This is a genomic window from Photorhabdus sp. HUG-39 (assembly GCF_963878365.1).
In the GTDB taxonomy this organism is placed as follows: domain Bacteria; phylum Pseudomonadota; class Gammaproteobacteria; order Enterobacterales; family Enterobacteriaceae; genus Photorhabdus; species Photorhabdus kayaii.
The window spans coordinates 26915-49154 of record NZ_CAWNWY010000013.1 but is presented as its reverse complement, the minus strand read 5'-3'; the positions used below and the strand labels follow the sequence as shown (position 1 = coordinate 49154).

At 43.6% G+C, this 22240-nt stretch carries 22 protein-coding genes; 13 read left to right on the top strand and 9 right to left on the bottom strand.

Annotated elements, in window-relative coordinates; all coding sequences use genetic code 11:
• The first annotated feature begins 1 nt into the window (after window position 1).
• From AAC155_RS10635 to phoA, 13 genes are all read left to right on the top strand, one after another.
• Window positions 2-1231 (top strand): Bcr/CflA family multidrug efflux MFS transporter, encoded by a 1230-nt coding sequence (locus AAC155_RS10635; RefSeq protein ID WP_191214828.1) that lies wholly within the window; start codon window positions 2-4, stop codon window positions 1229-1231.
• A complete protein-coding gene (locus AAC155_RS10630) occupies window positions 1221-2693 on the top strand; it encodes an NAD-dependent succinate-semialdehyde dehydrogenase (protein WP_113042107.1) in 1473 nt (490 codons plus the stop codon). The genes AAC155_RS10635 and AAC155_RS10630 overlap by 11 nt, the downstream gene beginning before the upstream one ends.
• A gap of 4 nt (window positions 2694-2697) precedes the next feature.
• On the top strand, window positions 2698-3501 hold the full coding sequence (gene hpaH, locus AAC155_RS10625; protein ID WP_049583187.1) for a 2-oxo-hept-4-ene-1,7-dioate hydratase: 804 nt from the start codon (window positions 2698-2700) through the stop codon (window positions 3499-3501).
• Between the two features lie 11 nt (window positions 3502-3512).
• Window positions 3513-4319 (top strand): 4-hydroxy-2-oxoheptanedioate aldolase, encoded by an 807-nt coding sequence (hpaI, locus tag AAC155_RS10620; RefSeq protein ID WP_113042106.1) that lies wholly within the window; start codon window positions 3513-3515, stop codon window positions 4317-4319.
• Between the two features lie 219 nt (window positions 4320-4538).
• The gene (hpaX, locus tag AAC155_RS10615) at window positions 4539-5915 is read left to right on the top strand and encodes a 4-hydroxyphenylacetate permease (RefSeq protein WP_113042105.1); all 1377 of its coding nucleotides are present in this window, start codon (window positions 4539-4541) and stop codon (window positions 5913-5915) included.
• 25 nt (window positions 5916-5940) lie between these two features.
• A complete protein-coding gene (gene hpaA / locus AAC155_RS10610; RefSeq protein WP_113042104.1) occupies window positions 5941-6831 on the top strand; it encodes a 4-hydroxyphenylacetate catabolism regulatory protein HpaA in 891 nt (296 codons plus the stop codon).
• 606 nt (window positions 6832-7437) lie between these two features.
• The gene (locus tag AAC155_RS10605) at window positions 7438-7749 is read left to right on the top strand and encodes a YjeO family protein (protein WP_113042102.1); all 312 of its coding nucleotides are present in this window, start codon (window positions 7438-7440) and stop codon (window positions 7747-7749) included.
• A gap of 270 nt (window positions 7750-8019) precedes the next feature.
• Window positions 8020-8499 (top strand): Hcp family type VI secretion system effector, encoded by a 480-nt coding sequence (locus AAC155_RS10600; protein ID WP_113042101.1) that lies wholly within the window; start codon window positions 8020-8022, stop codon window positions 8497-8499.
• Window positions 8500-8501: 2 nt separating this feature from the next.
• Window positions 8502-9371: an RNase A-like domain-containing protein gene (locus AAC155_RS10595; protein ID WP_113042100.1), complete on the top strand. Its 870-nt coding sequence runs from the start codon at window positions 8502-8504 to the stop codon at window positions 9369-9371.
• Between the two features lie 17 nt (window positions 9372-9388).
• Window positions 9389-9682 (top strand): contact-dependent growth inhibition system immunity protein, encoded by a 294-nt coding sequence (locus AAC155_RS10590; RefSeq protein WP_113042099.1) that lies wholly within the window; start codon window positions 9389-9391, stop codon window positions 9680-9682.
• Between the two features lie 126 nt (window positions 9683-9808).
• Window positions 9809-9979, top strand: a complete 171-nt coding sequence (locus AAC155_RS10585) for a contact-dependent growth inhibition system immunity protein (RefSeq protein ID WP_158536543.1) — start codon at window positions 9809-9811, stop codon at window positions 9977-9979.
• A gap of 77 nt (window positions 9980-10056) precedes the next feature.
• Window positions 10057-10371: a hypothetical protein gene (locus AAC155_RS10580; protein WP_113042098.1), complete on the top strand. Its 315-nt coding sequence runs from the start codon at window positions 10057-10059 to the stop codon at window positions 10369-10371.
• 862 nt (window positions 10372-11233) lie between these two features.
• Window positions 11234-12667, top strand: a complete 1434-nt coding sequence (gene phoA, locus AAC155_RS10575) for an alkaline phosphatase (RefSeq protein ID WP_113042097.1) — start codon at window positions 11234-11236, stop codon at window positions 12665-12667.
• A 69-nt stretch (window positions 12668-12736) separates the two neighbouring features.
• Here the strand turns inward: phoA and AAC155_RS10570 are convergent, their stop codons facing one another.
• From AAC155_RS10570 to AAC155_RS10530, 9 genes are all read right to left on the bottom strand, one after another.
• On the bottom strand, window positions 12737-13525 hold the full coding sequence (locus tag AAC155_RS10570; protein WP_158536542.1) for an ABC transporter permease: 789 nt from the start codon (window positions 13523-13525) through the stop codon (window positions 12737-12739).
• Window positions 13525-14298, bottom strand: a complete 774-nt coding sequence (locus AAC155_RS10565) for an ABC transporter permease (RefSeq protein WP_113027098.1) — start codon at window positions 14296-14298, stop codon at window positions 13525-13527. The genes AAC155_RS10570 and AAC155_RS10565 overlap by 1 nt, the downstream gene beginning before the upstream one ends.
• A gap of 12 nt (window positions 14299-14310) precedes the next feature.
• Window positions 14311-15315 (bottom strand): ABC transporter ATP-binding protein, encoded by a 1005-nt coding sequence (locus AAC155_RS10560; RefSeq protein ID WP_113042095.1) that lies wholly within the window; start codon window positions 15313-15315, stop codon window positions 14311-14313.
• 2 nt (window positions 15316-15317) lie between these two features.
• Window positions 15318-16865 (bottom strand): GMC oxidoreductase, encoded by a 1548-nt coding sequence (locus tag AAC155_RS10555; protein ID WP_158536541.1) that lies wholly within the window; start codon window positions 16863-16865, stop codon window positions 15318-15320.
• A 70-nt stretch (window positions 16866-16935) separates the two neighbouring features.
• Window positions 16936-17958, bottom strand: coding sequence for a hypothetical protein (locus AAC155_RS10550; RefSeq protein ID WP_113042093.1), 1023 nt, complete (start codon window positions 17956-17958; stop codon window positions 16936-16938).
• Window positions 17948-18655 (bottom strand): radical SAM/SPASM domain-containing protein, encoded by a 708-nt coding sequence (locus tag AAC155_RS10545; protein ID WP_113042092.1) that lies wholly within the window; start codon window positions 18653-18655, stop codon window positions 17948-17950. Before AAC155_RS10545 ends, AAC155_RS10550 begins: the two co-directional genes overlap by 11 nt.
• A 36-nt stretch (window positions 18656-18691) precedes the next feature.
• The gene (locus AAC155_RS10540; RefSeq protein ID WP_113042091.1) at window positions 18692-19921 is read right to left on the bottom strand and encodes a glycosyltransferase; all 1230 of its coding nucleotides are present in this window, start codon (window positions 19919-19921) and stop codon (window positions 18692-18694) included.
• 16 nt (window positions 19922-19937) lie between these two features.
• Window positions 19938-20849 (bottom strand): radical SAM protein, encoded by a 912-nt coding sequence (locus AAC155_RS10535; RefSeq protein ID WP_113042090.1) that lies wholly within the window; start codon window positions 20847-20849, stop codon window positions 19938-19940.
• Window positions 20850-21007: 158 nt separating this feature from the next.
• The gene (locus AAC155_RS10530) at window positions 21008-22240 is read right to left on the bottom strand and encodes a 2-deoxy-scyllo-inosose synthase (RefSeq protein ID WP_113042089.1); all 1233 of its coding nucleotides are present in this window, start codon (window positions 22238-22240) and stop codon (window positions 21008-21010) included.

The following is a 22240-nucleotide window of genomic DNA, read 5'->3' as shown; positions in this document are numbered from 1 at the left end:
GATGCCGAAGCCCTTTCATCCGCATCCTCCTCGCTGGTTAATCCCTTTATTAGGCGCACTGGTGGCCTTCGGGCCTCTGTCGATCGATATGTACCTGCCAGCCTTGCCGGAAATGGCAAGGCAATTACAGGCAACACAAGGGCAGATGCAACATACTTTGGGCGCATTTTTCGCCGGTTTCTGTATCGGTATGCTGTTATACGGCCCACTGAGCGACCATTTAGGGCGAAGAAAACTGCTGCTCAGCGGTATCGCATTATTTGTCGTTGCCAGTGCGTTGTGTACCTTGGTGACACACGTTGAACACCTGATTTTACTGCGCGCATTACAGGCATTTGGCAGCGGCGCCGCGGTGGTCATGGGCCGAGCGATCGCCCGTGATATCTATGGCCCACAGGAATTACCACGCGTGCTATCACTCATGACTTTAGTGACCATGATAGCGCCACTTATTGCCCCATTACTTGGTGGCTTATTGTTAACCTATTTCAATTGGCAAGCCATATTTGCGTTATTGGGCCTGTTCGGTTGTATCAGTGGAATATTATTACTATTTTTCTTGCCAGAAACGCTGCCCGCTCAGAGTAACAATGGAAAACTTATCACCGCTTTTAAAAATTACGGCAAGTTACTGACTGACGGTGAAGCTATGGCAACTATCGGCACATTGGCATTTACTTGTGCGGCTATGTTCGCATTTATCAGTGGTTCCCCTTTCGTCTATATCAACTATTTTCAGGTTCCGGCGAATTACTATGGGTTACTGTTCGCCTGTAATGCACTCGGCATGATGGCAATAGTGCTGCTCAATGTCCGTTTACTAAAAGTCTACGATCTTTCTCGTCTGTTATTTATCCAAACCAGTGCTCAATTACTGTTTGGCATCTTACTGGTTATCTTTTATCAGCAAAGTCTGACGGTGATCGTCATTTTGATCGTACTGTTTATCTCGCTGGTTAATGCCATTGGTACTAACAGCCTCTCTTTATTACTTCAACATCGAGGCCAACTTGCCGGCAGCGCCAGCGCGCTCGCGATTTCCGCACAATTTGCTATGGCAGCACTTGCCAGTGTTGCCGTCTCTTTACTACAAGATGAAACCCCTTTTGCTATGGCCCTTGTAATGACGGTTTGTGCTGGATTGTGTTGGTTATGCCAACAGCTAGCCACTTTCTACCGGCGAAAACCACTCATACAAGTGTCTTCAGGAGAAAAAAATCATGACAAATAATGTAAATACGGAATTACTGCGTCAACAAGCTTATATCAACGGGCAGTGGGTTGATGCCGACAACCAAGCAACTTTTAAGGTGACTAACCCGGCAAATGGTGAAGTTATTGCCCACGTCAGTAATATGGGGGCGGCCGAAACAGAACGCGCAATTGCAGCCGCTCAGCAAGCCCTGCCAGCCTGGAGAGCCATGACAGCCAAACAACGCAGCCAGATCCTGCAACGTTGGTTTCAGTTAATGCTGGCAAATCAACAGGCACTGGCTGAATTGTTGAGCCGGGAGCAAGGGAAGCCACAGACAGAAGCTATGGGCGAGATCGCTTATGGTGCCAGTTTCATCGAATGGTTTGCGGAAGAAGGTAAACGTACCTACGGTGAAACCATTCCAAGCCCCTTGCCCGGTCGCCGGATTGCCACGATTAAACAACCTATTGGCGTTGTGGCGGCCATTACACCGTGGAACTTCCCCAACGCCATGATCACCCGCAAGGTTGGCCCTGCTCTGGCAGCGGGCTGCACGGTGATCCTAAAACCCGCCTCGGAAACCCCACTTTCCGCTCTGGCTCTGGCCGCGCTAGCGGAACAAGCCGGCATTCCCGCAGGGGTATTCAATGTGGTGACTGGCGTCGATGCAAAAACCATCGGCGGGGTTATGACCCAAAGCCCGATTGTTCGCAAACTCTCTTTTACTGGTTCAACCCGTGTCGGTAAGCTCTTGATGGCACAAAGTGCCGATACCGTGAAAAAGCTATCACTAGAATTGGGCGGCAATGCACCATTTATCGTTTTTGATGATGCTGATATTGATGCCGCGGTACAGGGAGCGTTGATAGCTAAATTCCGCAACAGCGGTCAAACCTGTGTTTGCGCTAATCGAATTTTGGTGCAGGAAACCATTTATGACACTTTTGCCGAACGTCTGGCACAAGCCGTTAATCGGTTGCAGGTTGGCCCGGCCAACGATGCCAAATCACAACAAGGCCCACTGATCAATCAAGCCGCCGTCGATAAAGTCGAGGAACACATCAGTGACGCCATTTCCCACGGCGCACGCATATTGGCCGGGGGTAAACCACACGCTCTAGGCGGTCTGTTCTTCGAACCTACCGTACTGGCTGATGTCAATGAATCCATGCTTATCTCCCAAGAAGAAACATTTGGCCCTATTGCTCCCCTGTTCAAATTCCGTGATGAAGCAGAAGCCATTCATCTGGCAAATGAGACTGAATTTGGGCTGGCGGCTTATTTTTATTCCCGCGATATCGGCCGGATCTACCGTGTGGCAGAAGCGCTGGAGAGCGGCATGGTCGGGATCAATGAAGGTTTGATCTCTAATGAAGCCGCCCCCTTCGGCGGCATTAAACAATCGGGCTTGGGACGTGAAGGTTCTCGTTACGGTATCGAAGATTATCTGGAAGTGAAATACCTCTGCTTTGGTGGCATAGAGGACACAGGAGTTTAACCGCATGTTACAGAAAGAAGTCGTATCACAGGTTGCACATCGTCTGCATCAAGCAGAAAAAAGCCGTGAACAAATACGCCAGATCTCATTGGATTACCCTGAAATCACCATCGACGATGCTTATGCTATTCAGCGTCACTGGGTGGAGTTGAAAATTGCCGAAGGTCGCGTACTCAAAGGCCATAAAATTGGCCTGACCTCAAAGGCTATGCAAGCCAGTTCACAAATCAGTGAGCCAGATTATGGCGCTCTGCTGGACGATATGTTTTTCCCTGATGGCAGTGATATTCCCTGTGATCGCTTTATTGTGCCCCGTATTGAGGTCGAACTGGCATTTATTCTGGCAAAACCTTTGCGTGGCCCGAACTGCACACTGTTTGATGTTTACAATGCAACCGATTACATCATTCCAGCGTTGGAATTGATCGACGCCCGTTGCCATAACATCGATCCGGAAACCAAGCGTCCACGCAAAGTGTTCGATACGATTTCTGACAATGCCGCCAACGGCGGCGTCATTATGGGCGGCCGACCAATTAAACCCGACGAGTTTGATCTGCGCTGGATCAGCGCTCTGCTCTATCGCAATGGCGTGATTGAAGAATCCGGTGTCGCGGCTGCGGTACTTAATCATCCGGCTAACGGTGTCGCATGGTTGGCAAACAAACTGGCCCCACATGGTGTTCAGCTTGAGGCAGGACAAATCATTCTCAGCGGCTCTTTTACCCGCCCGGTTCCAGCAAATAAAGGGGATACCTTCCATGTGGATTATGGCCCCATCGGTGCTATCAGTTGTCGTTTTGTTTAAGGAGGAAAAATATGGATCGGTTAACCAATAAATTTAAACAGGCATTAAAAGCAGGCCAGCCACAAATCGGTCTATGGTTAGGGCTTTGTAACCCCTATAGTGCTGAATTAGTGGCCGGAGCCGGTTTCGACTGGCTACTTATTGATGGCGAACATGCACCGAACGATGTTCAGACGATTTTAAGCCAATTGCAAGCCATCGCTCCTTATCCAAGTCATCCCATTGTGCGCCCACCCTGGAATGATCTGGTCATCATTAAACAACTACTGGATATCGGCGCCCAAACGTTATTAATCCCCATGATACAAAACGCCGAGCAGGCTTACGAAGCGGTTCGCGCAACCCGTTATCCACCGGCAGGTATCCGTGGTGTGGGCAGCGCTCTGGCAAGAGCTTCCCACTGGAACAGAATTCCTGATTATTTGCATCGCGCCAATGATGAAATCTGCGTTCTGGTTCAGGTAGAAACCCGTGAAGCACTCGGTAACCTGCCGGAGATCCTCAAAGTAGACGGTGTGGATGGTGTTTTTATCGGTCCGGCGGATCTAAGTTCCGACATGGGCTTTACCAATAATCCGCAACATCCTGAAGTGAAAGCCGCAATTGAGCAGGCAATCGCCCAAATCAAAGTAGCGGGTAAAGCGCCGGGCATTCTGATGTCAGCACCCAATGTCGCCGAGCATTACCTGAAACTCGGCGCTCTATTCGTTGCTGTTGGTATTGATACAACTTTACTGGCTCGGACAGCGGAAGCACTGGCAGCACGATTTATCGCGGATAAAGAGCCGCCGGTAGCACCTTTATCCGGTGTTTATTAATCTTAGCAATCATAATATACCCTATGGATTTCAAGATGCATCGCGGCGGCAAAGGAGTGAATCCCCGGGAGCATAGCAAACTATGTGACCGGGGTGAGCGAGTGCAGCCAACAAAGAGGCAACTTGAAAGATAACGGGTATAACAACTGATTTACTCAACAAGCATTTAATTTCCTAGACAACGTAATACACATAAAACAGTAATTAAGGAAAATGATAATGAGCGATTCATCAACTGCCGTGCAACAGCCGGAGCTTCCGGTTGGTCAACATAAACCGCTAACGGCACAACAGCAATCCGTCATTAATAAGCTATTCCGTCGCCTGATTATTTTCCTGTTCGTCTTATTTGTATTTTCGTTTCTGGATCGAATTAATATCGGGTTTGCCGGCCTGACAATGGGCAAAGATCTTGGACTGAACGCAACCATGTTCGGTTTGGCGGCAACGCTGTTCTATGCCACTTATGTCATCTTCGGTATTCCTAGCAATATCATGCTTAGCATTGTCGGAGCGCGACGCTGGATAGCCACGATTATGGTGCTCTGGGGGATCGCTTCCACTGCTACCATGTTCGCCACCGGACCAACCAGTCTGTATATCTTGCGTATGCTAGTCGGTATCGCCGAAGCAGGTTTCGTGCCGGGTATCCTGTTGTATCTGACTTACTGGTTCCCGGCTTACTATCGCGCCCGTGCCAACGCGCTGTTTATGGTGGCAATGCCGGTGACGATGGCGTTTGGTTCTCTGGCTTCCGGTTATATTCTGGAAATGGATGGCCTCATGAACCTTCACGGCTGGCAATGGTTATTCCTGCTGGAAGGTTTTCCTTCGGTACTACTGGGAATTGTCGTTTGGTTCTATCTTGATGATTCACCCAAGCGAGCTAAGTGGCTGACAGATGAAGACAAAAAATGCTTACAAGAGATGATGGATAACGACCAGCCCGCTCTGGTTCAATCAGCAAGCTCATCAACTTATCAGACAATGCAAAAACGCAGTATATGGCGTGAGATTTTCGCGCCGATCATGCTGATGTATACCTTGGCCTACTTCTGTCTAACCAATACCTTGAGTGCGATTAATATCTGGACGCCACAGATTGTGCAAAGCTTCAATCAGGGCAGCAGTAACATCATGATCGGCATTCTGACCGCTATTCCTCAGTTTTGTACCATCATCGGGATGGTTTACTGGAGTCGCCGTTCAGACCGGTTACAAGAACGTAAAATGCATACGGCGCTACCCTATCTGTTCGCCGCTGCGGGCTGGATATTGACCTCATTGACTCACCACAGTGTCATTCAGCTCACTGGGATTATTATGGCTTCAGCCGGTTCATTTACCGCAATGGCGGTCTTCTGGACAACGCCGGATCAAGCTATCAGTTTACGCGCAAGGGCGATCGGCATTGCCGTTATTAGCGCTACAGGTAACATAGGTTCAGCACTCAGCCCGTTATTAATCGGCTGGCTGAAAGATCAGACAGGAAGCTTTAATACCGGACTCTATTTCGTTGCCGGATTGCTGGTCGTTGGCGCAGCCATTATTTGGCTGATCCCAATGAAACACGCCAGACAGATAATAGCGTCATAATTTTCAATAAAAAGGAAAAACCATCATGGCTGAACCTATCATTGCCAACATTGATATCAGCAAGGATTATGATGAAACCCAAGGCACTGATGATGTGCATTATCAGACCTTTGGCCGGATGGCGGCATTTTTTGGTCGTAATATGCAAGCTCATCGTCACGATGGTTTCTTCCAACTTCATTTTTTGATCACCGGCCATATTGAATTACAGTTGGATGCTCAACATTATTCTGTACAGGCACCGCTGTTTATCCTGACTCCGCCCTCCGTTCCTCACGCTTTTTTCACTCAAGATGACAGTGACGGATATGTCCTTACTGTACGGCAAGATCTGATATTACCGTTATTGGAATCACTCTATCCGGCTAATAAAGATATTCTTGATATTCCGGCTATTTGCTTATCCGTCGCCGATAAACCGGAAGAGCTAGCCGCTTTTAATCACTATTGGGCGTTAATCGCCCGCGAATCATCTAATAACTTTATCGGTCGAGAGCAATCGCTGACATTCCTGGCACAAGCTATATTTACCCTGTTATTGCGCAATATTCCTCTTGATGATCACCCGATGAATGGCGTACGAGGAGAAATTAAATTGTTTCAGCGCTTTAACCAATTAATAGACAATTATTATCATCATCATCTTTCCGTACCGGAATATGCTCATAAGTTAGATATTACAGAATCGCGGTTAAAAGATATGTGCCATCGGTTTACCAACCGTCCACCGAAACGACTTATCTTCGACCGTCAACTGCGTGAAGCTAAACGGCTATTATTATTCAGTGATTGCCCAGTATTTGAAGTTGCCTATCAGCTCGGATTTAAAGATCCAGCCTATTTTGCCCGCTTCTTTAATCGATTAGTTGGTTGCTCACCTAGTTATTGGCGAGAAAGAAATATTCACGAAAAATAAATATCCATGCTAATTATTCCAAGCCCGGCATTTTATTCTGCTTGTTCAGCAAACCTCGTGCTATTAATTCGTGCTAAACCGACTCATTTTTATTACAAAACCTCTTCCAAGAATTAAAATTCTGAATATACTGAGATTCTGTAACTCACTGGAACTTTTTGAAGGATAAATGATGGCAACCGGAGTGCCTATATAAATATACCCTATGGATTTCAAGATGCATCGCGGCGGCAAGGGAGTGAATCCCCGGGAGCATAGATAACTATGTGACCGGGGTGAGCGAGTGCAGCCAACAAAGAGGCAACTTGAAAGATAACGGGTATAAATTTATTTAAGAAAAGGAAACACAACATATGCAACGCCTTCACTATACGGCAGATAAACTCAGATCCCCCTGTTTTGGCACCACCGATTTCATACGTTATAAATGGCTATCCAACAATCTACATGATGTAAATAGTCAAAATTATTTATGGGCACATGGGATACCCCATGTACAATACAATAAGAAATTAATAACAAAATCTGCCCATCCCCAAAAAACACCTGTTTTATTATTTGCAGGATTAAAACCAAGACAACGCATTTAATCGTGAGAATTTCATAATGAGCAAATCAGCTATAGCTTTAAATATCACTTATGCTATCTTTTGTGCGTTATTTATATATATGATGTCATACTTAGAAGAAGAGTATTATATCGGTGGTCAGGATATAGATAATCTCTGTACTGTTTACAGAGAGCTGATAGATGGTAATCGCGATGTATTTGCTCCAACATGCTTACTGATTATGTCACCCTTAATTTATGCAACCGTGAAGAAAAGATTCAAATCACTTTCTCTTAATGTCATTACATTTGCTTTGCTAGGATACTGGATGTGGCGGTTTTTTATCAGATTAATCGTATGCGTTTAGGATAGTTTCAAATTATTCGGGTAGCGGCCACTGGGTGTTACCTGAATGTCAACTCACGCTATGCGATTGTTATAAATACGACACCTTGAACAGTTCAGATTTTTACGTTCCTCTTAATACTCTGATGCTATCTTCATTAAGTTCTTTTTTCATTTTGATAGTTTAAATTATCCTTATAAATGTAAATTATCTTAAATTTATAAATTTTTGATTGCTTTTTGCACACACCCTACAGCAGGATAAAAAAAGCACATTAGAGGAGCAACCAGTATGGCAAATATCATTTATCTAACATTGAAAGGCAAAAAACAGGGGTTGATCTCCTCTGGCTGCGGCTCCTTAAACTCCATAGGAAATCATTACCAGCACGGTCATGAGAATGAGATTTTTATTTACTCGCTTCAACATTTAATGACAAGGGAACAACACGTATCCCATCATCCGGTTATGGTAGTAAAACCCATCGATAAATCTTCGCCTTTATTGGCGCGAAGCTTCGATGACAATGAAGAGCTGGAATGTTTATTTGAAAATTATCGCACATCACTAACCGGAGGATTAGAAAAAAACTATTCTATCAGGCTAGGCCACGCCTTGATATCCAGCATAAAAAGCAATTATCCGCATTCCAGAGATAATAATGCCGGCATACCACAGGAAATCATCTGTTTTACTTACAAAGATATCACGTGGAACAATCTTGCTTGTTCAACCGGTTCTTATAGCTTCTGGGATGACAGGATTTATTGACGATGAATAATGCCGCTTATTTAACTGATACTCCCGTTGATTCAGAATCTGAGAATGGATTACGAATTGTTTTATCACCTGTGCAACTTGCGGCGATCCTGTCGGATAATACCATTACCGAGGAAGAGACCTGGAGTAACAGAATATTAGGTGGAGCGAGTTTAGCGGCAGGAGTCGTTGAACTGATTGGCGCTGGCGCTCTTTGTCTAGCGCCCGATCCTTCAACCCTAACTAAAGCTGCCTGTGTTATTATCGGCGCACACAGCCTTGATGTAATGAATGCTTCTGCCAGTCAAATAATTACCGGCAGAGAAACCACGACGGAAACTTATCGCGAGGCGGTAAATTTAGCAAAAGAATTTGGGGCTGATGATTACACCGCTTCTGAAATAGGGCTTACTGTCGATATTGCTGTACCATTGTCATTTGCTTCAATAGCGGGCGCAGTTAGAGTTGCCTCTGTACGAGTAGGACGAATTAAGTTAATTGAACATGAATCGCCTACAGGTTTAAAACCGGGTGGACATACTTTGGCTAAACATGTTGGGTTATCAGAGCAGGAGTTAAGGGCTAGAATACTAAACAGTAAAGGAAGATTAAAAGAAGCAAGTACATTTTACAATCAAGATGTGGCAGAGAAAGTGATTTCAAAAGCCTTAAAAAATAATCAGATAAAAATAACCACCTTACTAAAACATACTCCAAAAGGAGTAAAACAAGAGATAGAATATGCTTCAAGTACACCTGTTGGTTTTGGCCTTGTTAATGGCTCTCAAAATATACAAAAATTATATAAAGTTAGAATAGTTTTAATCCATTCCGAATTTAATGGTAAACTGTATTATATATTAACAGCGTTCCCAGCATACTAAAATCTTAGGAAATAAAAATGGAACTAAATCGTTTAATGTTTGCTTATTTCAATCAAGACTATGACATAATATCTGGCCCTGAGCTTGATGATGTCATAAATGACTACCTTGATACCACGAATGAAGCAATGAAGAAAGAATTAATAGAGGAAATAGAGTCTCTTATCCATAATTCAGAAAATATAGAGAAAGACTTTCAAACTCTCTATTCTAGTTCTAGCTTTTGCCCTAAATTATGGGATACCACAGCATTTGAATTTCTAAAATATGTATCAAAAAGAACAAAAAATTATCTGGATAAAGGCAAGTAACTAAAAATTTTTTCACATAGCAACAAACAAGGAAGTTTAATAAATAAGAATGGTTTATATATTTCAAGTAATTCTATTGATTTCGGTTACCAGGAGATCTCAATAATATGAAAGGCCACAATTAAAATGACCGGACAATATCCATTTCTAGATATTTTAATGCATGCTTACTTTAATCAGGACTTCGATATAATATCAGGTCCCGAGCTTGATGATGTTATCAATGATTTTCTTCATGTCGCAACTCTGGGAATGATAAAAGGGTATATACCCGTCATCTTCATGTGTCCAAATTAGCACAAGAATATTTGGATAAAAAAGATGACTAATCATAGTAATTTTTAATGTGACAGTAAATAAAGAGGTTAAATATAATGGACATGAGAGAAAAATGGCTGTACATAGATAAGATGAAAAATGCTGTTGAGAAGAATGATTATGAATCATTTCAAAGAATATTCAATGAGCTGCAAGGAAATTATCTTAATATTGCACCACTAATGTTATTAAAAAATATTAATAATCTTATCCTTGGTGCTAAAAATATAAAAGGATTTTTTAGAACTCATTATTATGGCTCAGCTAATCCACAGTTATGGGACACTATTTCCGCCGTATTAGAACATCTGAATGAGTCATCTAAAATAATGCAAAATTATATGAATAAACACCATGAAAAGGATAAATAAATCAACCTTGAATCCATAAAATATTCAAATAAAAAACGCTTTTGAAGGTGATTAATTATATATTACACTTCAAAGGCGTCATTCAATGATAACCGATGCAATGACCCTGTAAATAAATTTATACTCATTTAAATAATTCATTGGTATATTTGCCATTCCGAATCTTTCAGTAGGAAATTATTCCATCGGTTTACGACAAATTTATCTCTCAGTTAGAGACTTTATTGAAGTCTGCTCCTTTTGGAAATTATTGTCTGATTAGTCCATTATATCCTTATTTTCCCATCTTTCCCTGAGAGCATAAAGATCCACAAAGCGGATATTTATTTCTAATTTTTTACGATAATTCAATGAATCGCAAATTCTAAATCATTATCAAACGTTATTGTTTTACCCCTTGATTTTAATGGGTATAACGCCTTGACTGTGACTTCCGCTACCTATTTTTCGCTCAATTTAATGATTATTGTATATAGCGTTTTGCGTCCAACCCATGTCAATATTACGTTCTTTTGACGTTACTCAAGCCTAATTGTTACATAATAGGTTAAAAAACAGATAATAAGAGCCATAACTTCTGATAAATCCAACGAAAAAACATGCTCAGATGAGCAAAGTAAATTTTCCTCTTCAAAGCAGTTTACACATAACAGATAAAAGAGATTGAAAAACCCACATGATAGATGTAGTTCTCAGTGATACGGAATATCTACAAATGTAGCAAAACCAAAGTCATGATATAATAAAATTAAAATCAGTTATTTAAATTTTTCAGCTTTATTTTCATTTATCTAAGGGGAGCTTGGTAAATTCTTCACTATCAAACCCTCAAATAAAATTAAATTTTCATAGGAAAAATAAGATGACTAAAAAATTTAAGAAATTAATTATGTTTCTTGTAACATTATTAACACTAGGAACATGTTTACCTACATTGGCCATCAATAGTAAAGAACAACCCCCGTCTGAATATCGTATATCAAAAGGTGACATAACAAAATTTGGTGGAGCACGCAGAGTTACACAAGAACAAACCGCAGCGCTTAGAGATTCATTAGATAATAAGAAAGTCAAGAACGTTATCTTGTTTATTGGTGATGGTATGGGAGATTCTGAAATTACATTAGCTCGTAACTACGCAGAAGGGGCAGGAGGATTTTTCAAGGGAATTGATGCAATGCCATTAGTTGGACAATATACACATTACTCATTAAATAAAGATACCAAGAAACCCAATTATGTTTCGGATTCAGCATCTTCAGCCACTGCTTGGGCTACTGGAGTAAAAACTTACAACGGGGCATTATCCATTGATGTTTTTAACAAACCCCATCAGACCTTATTGGAGCTAGCAAAAAAGAACAAAAAAGCAACCGGTAATGTCACTACGGCTGAAGTTCAGGATGCAACATCCGCAGCACTGTATGCGCATGTCACGCAGCGTGAATGCTATGGCCCAACAGAAACGTCGGAAATGTGCCCCACTGATGCCCTCGAAAAAAGGGGGAAAGGTTCTATCACGGAACAACTTCTGACGGCACGTGCAGATGTCACGTTAGGGGGAGGAATCGATATCTTTTCCCAGCAATCAGTGGCCGGTGTCAATACAGGAAAAACGCTAAAACAGCAGGCGCTGGAGCAAGGGTATCAATGGGTAACAGATATAACATCATTGAACGCAGTGAAAGAAGCGAATCAAAGAAAACCGCTATTGGGATTATTTAATGAAGAAGTTTTACACGGAATGTGGGAGGGGCCGAAAGCGATTTATCATGGAAATCTTAACGAAGCCCCGGTGAAATGCAAACTGAACACCAAACGGAGTTCGCAGCAGCCGACATTAGTACAGATGACCGAAAAAGCTATTGATCTACTGAAAGTCAATAAAAATGGCTTCTTCCTGCAAGTGGAAAGTGCGTTGACTGATGATTATGAGCACTCCGCCAATCCTTGCGCACAAATCGGTGAAGTCGTTGCTTTAGATGAAGCAGTACAAGCCGGTTTGAGATTCGCTAAACAACATGGGGATACACTAGTAATTGTTACTGCGGATCATGGACATTCCAGTCAGATTATTGAACCTGATGTTAAAGCCCCCGGTTTGACCCGCTCACTGATTACCAAAGACAGGGCCGTTATCACGGTCAGTTATGGTAATTCAGAAACAACTTCTCAGAAACATACTGGTACACAATTACGTGTAGCAGCTTATGGTCCACACGCTGCAAATATTGCTGGATTAACCGACCAGACGGATCTATTTTTTACCATACGGGATGCGATGGGGTTGAAATAATATAGATAAAACAGCCTGTTACATGATCAAACTCGCACAGCATAACGTTGCGCGAGTGATCTTATTTATTCAGCTAGAAGCCGAACGATATCCACGCAATGCACGCTTCCAAACTAATCGTGCCACAATAAAGAAAAAGATGGCTATTCCCAGCGATCCCATTGCCAAAGGCAAGTTCAACATCCCTAACAATGCCATAACTGGGGAACTGGTCATGACACCAATGGGGATCAGAAAACTAAAGATTAACCGCCAGGGCATACCAAATAGATGAATAGGCCAACGAGCAAAACCCAATAACGAAGAAAGAACATTGGTCAAATTTTGCACTCTAACTAATGCAAAAGAGGCCGCAATAGCAAGAACAAACAACGCGTAAGCCGTGGCAAGCCCACCAAGCGATAAGATGACTGTCATCATGATATCCATGAACGAAGGTTGAGTATCAAGCTGTATAAAAGCGTAAATAGCCAAGCCAAGTCCGAAGAAAAAATCAATACTTTTCCATAACCTAATATCGACAAGTGAACAGAGAAAAAGTGAATCGACGGGCCGCATTAAAATATAATCAAATAAACCCGTTCGAATACCTGAAACAGCAGCAGCAAGGCTGGGAGCAATCAAGCCTTCAACAACAGCATATAACATCATATACCAGCCCATTAATACCAGCATTTGCTCGAATGACCAGCCTGCAACGGTACCACGTTCATTAAACAAAATGAAAAGCGGTAACAGTTGTAGTATCGCCATGATGAGTGAAAGCAAACCATCTATCATGAAGTCCCAACGGTATTGTATCGAGCGTTTTATACTCAAGATAAACGCCATACGAATGACTACAAGAGAATGCATCATTACCCAAACGCCAAGTAACGGCGGACACCTCGCCGCCAGACAAAAAATGCGGCAGCAAACAGCAAAGCCACCAGTGCGAACTGACAGGCTACCCATTGAGCAGCGACAAACAGGGAATGTTTTCCAATTAATATTTCTACTGGCAGTGAAATCACAAACCGGAATGGCAGCCAATTTGCTATCTGACCTGCCCACTCTGGTAATAAGGCCAACGGAAACATATATCCTGATAGTACACTACTGGCCGCAACATATATTTTATGTACAACTAATGAACGCTCGATCCAGAAGGTCAAACTCCCGATCAGCAAGTGGATACTTTGATTAATAAGGAAGGCACCTGATAACGCCAGTGCCAGCAAACCTAATTGCGGTAAATTTAGCGGTTGGCTCTGTAAGCTCATTATCAGTGCCAATATAAAAATAGGTAAAGCAACAATTAGGCTTAATCCCAGTTCGGCAATAGTAATTGCCAAGTAGTTGATAAAAGGATGAATGGGGCGCATCAACCAAACAGAAAGTTCACCAAGGCGGATATTTTCGTTAATGTCCCAGACGTTGTTACAGCTGGTTAATATAGTGGTCACGAGAACGGCAACATAGTAAAGATTAAAATCCTCTGCGGTATAACCTTGAAAAGAGCCATCTTGAGTTACCGAACGCCAAAAAACCAGCATGATTAATGGCATACTGAGTGTGACGAGCCAGAGCAGAAATTCGGCTCGAAATGAGAATGTTTCAAATAATCGGACTTTTATAAGAGCGAAAAGCATGTCGGTTCGCCTCTATTCAGGAATTTGTTTTTGTTCGGTTTTATTCTGGTTGGGATGACCAAAAATCTGGCGCAGTATTTCTTCCAATGGGAGATCTTCTATGGTGAGGTCAACTGCCAATTGTTGTTCAACCAGAAAATGTACGAGTCTAGGGACATGATCGCGGTGAACTCGAATTTGAGAACGTTCTTCAGTTTGTGAAATGAGCGAGCCAAAGCGTGAAAAATCGGGAATATTGATCTGGCGATTCATTGAGAACGAGACGATTTTTTCAGGATTTTGTTTCGCCGTGAAGGTTCGCAGATCGCCGTCATAGAAAATCGTGCCACGATCAACAATGATAATGCGTTGACACAATACCCGCACATCTTCCATATAGTGTGACGTCAACAGAATAGTAGCATTGTGGCGGCGATTATATTCAGCAACAAAATCACGCAGAGCAGCTTGCATGGCGACATCAAGACCAATCGTCGGCTCATCAAGAAAGAGAACCTTGGGTTGATGGATCAACGAGGCAACCACTTCACACCGCATACGTTCCCCTAATGAGAGCTGGCGAGTGGGTTTGGTCATGATGGTGTTCAGTTGCAGTAAGTCGCCCAACTCTTTCAGAGTCTGTTTATGTACGGCCACGGGAATCTCGAACAGGACCCGTATCATTTCAAATGTATCAATAGGAGGCAAATCCCAGATCAATTGCCCCTTATTACCCATTACAAGACCAACACTGTGTAAAAAAGTTTTTTCGCGCAAATAGGGAGTATGTCCTTCGACGGTGATTCGGCCACTGCTGGGATGTAATAACCCACTGAGTAACTTGACCAATGTGGTTTTGCCGGCACCATTGGGGCCGAGTATCCCTACCCTTTCACCATTTTCTATCTGGAAGCTGACATTTTTTAGTGCGACGACGGTTTCATATTTCCTTTTCCAGAGTGAATTGAGCGCGGAACGGAAACTTTCGTTACGTTGATGCACCTGATAAATTCTGGAAACTTCTTCTGCTCGGATCATGCTCAGTCAACTCCAACAACATGTTGTGCTACACGTAATGCATTTGCCTGAATGGTGAGTGTGGGATTGAGCCCACCGGGGAAAGGCATAAAGCTGCCATCTACAATATAAAGGTTTTCGAGTTCGTGAACCCGGCAGTTAGGATCTAAAACAGAACGTGCCGGATCTGTACCGCTGCGGCATGTGCCATGCAGGTGAGTACTCCCTTCTTCAGAACGTGTACGCTTAGAATGAATTTGTGTGGCACCTGCGGCGTGAAGAATATCGACAGCGCGTTCAGCCATATAGGACAGACGAGCCAAATCATGAGAGGCTGTTTGATAGTCGATCATGATTTTAGGTATCCCCCAAACATCACAACGGGAAGAGAGTTTCACCCGGTTTTCATAGGCAGGGGTATCTGCAATGATGGTTTCTAATTCTAAGGGTAGTAGTTCGGGGAACTCGTCGGGGACAGGGATGGTACGAGCTTCGTAAATTAATCCTCCCATTCCACCAGGGCAACGAGCATCAAGATAGTGGTCCAAAATCGCCAACGTAGAGAAAGGGCCACGAAGCCCAACAGCATGATTACGCATGGCATCAGTTACTGGCACTACACCACGTATACGCTGGCTGAGTTTCATACATAGCCCACGACCAACGAGATCATGCCGATTACCAATACCATTGGGCGCAAAAGGGGTGACTGATCGCAATAAAAGTGCCGCACTCTGTATTGCGTTACAGGCAACGAAGAAATACCGTGCTTTCACATGACGAATACTGCCATCTTCCAGATCCAGACAACGCAGCGTACTGATTTGCCCTGAGCGTTCTTGTTCCAGCGCCACGCCCCGGATACCTGAAAGGAGGGTAAAATTGCAGTGGTTGACCAAACGCTTAATATAGATATTCAGGACATCACTTTTAGCACCGCTGGGGCATTGGAAATCAATACAGTGTTTTTCCTGTGTGCAGAGTTTAGGATCAATCGCCATCGGCGTTGTGAACGGATGATAACCGAGCTGTTTTGCCGCCGCTGCCATGATATCCGCAGGCAGTGACCTTGGGAGGGCATTGCCTCCCTCTTTTGCGGATGCTGTGTGTGGCCCACCACTGACACGCAACTGTTCTTCAACAATGGCATAGTATTTTTCTAAATCAGTCAGATGAATTGGCCAAGCAATATCAAGCCCAATACCTGATAACCAGGAGCGAGCATCAAAATCGCAATCCTGATAACGGAAAGATGCACCTCCATAAAAGAGCGTCCCCCCACCTACATTTCTCGTACTCCAGGACCATCCTCGCTCTTCCCAGCCATTTTCCCCTTTAATCTCTGCCATGGGAGAAGAACTATCTACCTCTTCTTGTGTTACTTTAGGCGTAAGTAGGTTTCCTTCTTCAACCATAATGACCGACCAACCACATGCTTGCAGTGCATTCGCAACTACCGCACCACTAGCACCACTACCTATCACACAAGCGTCGGCAACTAACTCTGCAGGTGCCTGTTTTAATCCATGAAAATGGCGTGCACCTAGCTGTAATTTTTCTTGAATTGACATCTTATGATTTTCTCCAGGGTCCATTATCACCACTTCTTTTCATCACTAAAAAGGTCTAAGGAGGTTGTTTTCATCGGTGGCGCACTGCCATGTGGTGTAACAATTGGCTATAAACGGCTCCCACGTCATTCCATGACCAATGAGATCGGGGAACTGGAGTCAGCCCCGCAATACCCTCTTCTTTCAACCAATCAAGTAAAGCCTTGTTATCTTCCACAAGATGAGCGGCAAAACGGCGTGTAGCACCCGAATGGGCATAAGCCACAACCGGTATACCCAGTTGTACGGCTTCGGCGGACAGAAAGTTAAATGTCTCGTGATAATCACTTAATACTAGTGCAGCACTGGCTCCGCCAAAAATCATCTCGTGATCGTGTTCCAGATCGTAATAATCGAAAACCTTATGTCGTTCACCCAAATTTAAGCCATTAAAATAGTGCCTGGCTTCTTTGCCCCGTTTCGACCAGTTATTAAAGAGGATATGCAGATGCAATCCCTTCTCCAGACAAACCTCGACAACCGGAGAGAGCTTCTCAAGCGCCACCTTACCCGCTAATAAGACCACCGGACCGTTGGGGGAATGGTAATCACGGGCGGGGATATGATCCGCCGCCCAAGGAATGTAATGTCGTTTGGGAAAACAATATGTCCATGGTGCCTCATAAAAAAAGATATCGGCGGCATAGGCGTCTGGCGCAGCGGCAATGGCGACGCAATCAGCGGCATTTGCTCCGGGCTGATGGGCATGGCAGGCAGATAAATTGGCATGGGAGTCGGTGAGCAACGAGACATCATGCCAGACCCGGATAGTACGCTGTCTCAGCGATTCTGGCGCTTGTTGGCCGACGCGAAATAACTCACTTTCCATTAAAGGAATGATAGCCGTGATATTTTGGGACGAGACTTGCTCTGCTAAGTTATCAAAGGTTGGGTATTCTTGAGCAGAATACCAAATGACCTCAACGTCACAGCAGGGCAGGATATGCGCAAGATTCCAATAGGCCGTTTCTATTCCCCCCCATCCCCGCCGATCAAAATTGTCTGGATACCGCTCTATCAATACCACATATTGTGACGTTTTTTTAAAGGACATAATCGAACGCCTCACTTTTTTGATGTGAACGATTATTGCAACGACGGCAAATGTCCGTTGCATTTCGATTTCCACATGAGAGTGCTTTACGAGCCCGACGAAACTGAGGTGAATTCCAGATTCCCATGATAGGGGTGTCAAAGACGTTACCGAGAACCACTTCTTCTTTGTTATCCTCATAGCAAAGTACTACATTCCCTGTGATCGTGATAATCAACATGTCTGATGGCGCAAAACAGGGAAGATTCGAGACGATTTCTGGCCCAGCGATCACATTGCCCGCGCGATTGGTTAACTGTAACTGATCAGGAATAAGCCAGATAAGATCAGGTTTGGGCGCTCCAGGTTTGCTATCGTGCTGAGTGATAATAAACTGTTTAATGCCATTTTTATGTAACAGCTGATATTTCTCATCCGTCAGATAATCGCCATTGCTATACAATATTTGTCTGACTTCCGGCAGCCGTTCAGTGACCCAGGCAACAAATTGCGGTAATTTAGGATGCAGCAGCGGTTCATTATAAAAATGATAAGAAAGTCTCCCGGTAAAATTTGCCTCTTCCAATCTGTCGATAATACGCTCAAATTGCTCAGATTTCATTCTGTTAGGTGCATCGCGTGGCGCTATTACATTAGGGCAATACACACAACGTCGATTGCATCGTGAATTGATTTCAATCTCTACCATAGAAAACATATACGCTATCCTTATATGTTATTTGGTTGGATACTGTTATTTGATAACAGATTGCTCGACTAGCTCGTGATAGATACTCTTTAATCGAGGCAATACAGCGTCTGGTGCAAAGATTTCTATCGGATTTTTGTTGTTATCACTCTCTTCTACAATGGGAGCCTGTTGAGGCTGGGCTAGAGCACGATTAATGCAGTTAACCAATTGGTTCATGTCTCCAGCAGGAGCGAGCAGTTCAGGAGAAATTTTTCCCAGTATTTCGTTAATACCGCCAACGGCATAGGCAGCCACCGGCACCCCTACCGCAGTAGCTTCAATGGAAACACCACCAAACTCTTCGTGTTCTGACGGCATGACAATGACATGACAAGCCGCAATCGCGGTTGCCACCTGATCATTAGGGATAAATCCCGTGATAGTAAATTGGGACTCTAGCTGATGTTGAGCAATAGTCTCTTCAAGTCTATGCCGCTGCGGACCATCTCCCACGACTAAAAAATGCAGGTCAAGATGACGCAGACGATCAGCCACAGCAACAAAATGTGTCCAGCCTTTTTCTTTTGCTATACGCCCAATAAAGCCAATGTTTTTTGTTTTTAATCCATATTTCTGTCGAAAAGCCTGAATTGCTGATTCACCGGGATGCCGGAATTGTTTAGGATCGACAACATCAGGAATAATTTCCACACGACGAGCATATGGACGAATAACAGAGGCTGTACGTTCAGTCAGTGCGATGGTTGTTGCGGCAATGTTTACCGCCTTACGCTCCAGATAGCGAGCCAATTTATGTGTCATACGATCCCAAATTGACATCGGCTGATAAACTGACAGTCGTGAACAGTGGATAGTGAGTATCAATGGACAAGATAGCAACTTAGGAACCAGATAAGCGACTAACAGCGCAGGGATTTGCCCATCAAGATGGAGATGAATAAGATCAAAAGGTTCCTGTCGCATTTTTGGGCGAATAGCTAACAACGTTGCCAGTGCCCAGGATTGAGTTAATCCTTTTAATCCAGTCAACTCCGAACGTAATTCAGGTAACCGGAGATAAGTTCTTTCTACACAGAGATTGGTGTGTAAAGTACGTTGGTGTGGCAGACCAGGAAAACCGATAGTCATCACATGCTGTTGTACTCCTCGCTCTGCCAGCCACATAGCCTGCCGCCAGATCTGAATCTGCATTCCACCGACAGAGTCATATTCAGCAGGCCAACTCTTTACATCAGGGTGATGAAAAAAAGGCGTTAATCGCAATACACGCATATCTTGTCCTCTTTTCCTATTTATTAAGTGTCATACGATCACGCTGGTTGTTGAACTCCTGGTTAGAAAGACAAGTACCACAAGGAAAGTGGTCGTATTCCTGCTCTTCTTGCAATCCTTCAATTTCCAGATACTTGGGAACAGGAGAGTAAGAATCACACTTCACCATTGAGATATTTTCGCCATCAATGTAATAGTTGAAACCATTCTTAATCTGGTCACAGACGAAATCACCACGTCTCCCATGTTGGTAGATGTAATCCCAACGGTCGAAGAAAGCCTTACATTCCAAAAAAGAGGCTTTATGAAGCTGTTCATAATTCAAATGCACTGTCAGTGGCCGCCCTTTAGTTGCTAGCAGGGGTAAAAAATGCAGGCGACCAGTGAAACCACGAGCCTGCAAGGTATCGATAAAATCATTGATTTCTTCGACGGATTGGCCGTGGTAGACACATTGTAGTTCGGCAGAAAGGCTCACGGCATGGTCTAAAATGATATCTATCTGTTTTTGTCTTAAACCCCGTGCCTTATTCATTTGCTCAGTATGTCCATCAATAGAAATGACCCAGAGCAAACCAGGACGAAGACAGGCGGGAAGGCGTGTGCCATTGGTGAGTACTTCGATGGAATAATCTTTTTTCTGAACACATTCGGCCAAAAAATCGAGTATTTTTGGGTAAAGTGTAATTTCCCCATCGGCTTCAACCCGAAGGAAAACATCATGCGGATTAAAGCGCTCCAAAATGCGAGTTAATGAATTAATAATAGCTTCTGTGTTCACTCTAGCCCGCTTTATCTCACAATAACTGCAACGTAGATTACAGGATGTTTTTATCCCGATATTACGATAACGACGCACCCGGCGAGTCACGGGGGGCCAAGATGAAGGTGGTTGAATAGTATGAATGATATTGATTAAGTCTGACATAATACCCCCTAAGAACCTGATTACTGCGTATAGTTCGACATTTATAAGCACCTCTAGAAACTGAGAACCCTGATATTAGTACCAGTAGGTTTTAATTTCTTTGCTGCGCTACGTTGAACAATTGTCATGACAGGCTGTAATCAGATTCTGATTAAATTTTAGGTTGTTTGAAAAATATGCTGGCGCAACATTGATTCGACTAAATCAACAGGCACAAGCGTTAAGGGATACCCTTCACCACTCCAAAGGGGGGTTCCCAATTCATTTAACAGAATCATCGGAATTTCATTGGGCTTCGCGCGCAGATAACCACGTTTATTATCAGATTGCAGTATCTGCATAATGGCTTCCAGGGTTGTTCCTACAGGTGCCTTAATATCGACGCCGTTAAGGTGAATCAGGCGGTAGTGCATATCACGTGCTTGTGATGTCAATAAACCAAGGGTGTGAGAAACTTCAGCTGCGACTATCATGCCAAGCGCCACAGATTCACCATGAGTCAGTCTTCCATTACAGCTTAATTCGATAGCGTGCCCTACAGTGTGACCATATTCGAATACAAGGGCATGATGTCTCTCCCGCTTATCGTTAACCATGACTTTTTGTTTGGTGAGAGCCCCCGCCTGAACGATGCATGCAAGTGTTTGTTCGTCGTAATGCGCTTCTGCATTCAGTGTCCTAGTTAAAAATGGGATATTCTCAGTTTCCAATATCAGCACATTTTTAATGATTTCGCATAATCCAGATCGCAAGTGTTGGGACGGCAACGTCAGCAAGAAAGCAGTATCAGCAAAAACCGCTTCTGGCGTATGAAAACAACCCATCAGATTTTTGCCTTGTGGCATGTTCACCGCTTGTTTTAGAGAAATAACAGAATCGCTCATTGCAATCAGGCTAGTGGGGATATGCACGAAACGAATACCACGAAATAGTAGCGCGGCCAGCAGCCCTGCTATATTGCCGATAACCCCCCCTCCCATCGCGACAATAACACTTTTGCGATCAACATCCGTATTAAGCAATTGATTTGCCAGATAATCCAATGTATTGAGTGACTTATTTGCTTCTCCTTCTGGAATTGACCAGACCCAAACCGGCACCTTTGTTTTTAGAGTTAGCCGTTGTACGAAAGGAGCAGCATGAAGCTGGTTTACGGTATCGTCAGTAATGATATGCAGAGAAGACGCCGACATCTCAGCTAAATGCACCGAAATTTCCTCTGTGCAGTGGCTCCCTACCCAGAAAGGATAAGCAACATCTTCAAAATGCAACTCAATTTTATGCATAGAATACGCATTATCTTGAAGTAAACAGGATGACACATTGCTTTTTTCATGTAATTTATTGTTATTAAAAGGTATATCAATACCATTTTTTTCAGTATTTATCAT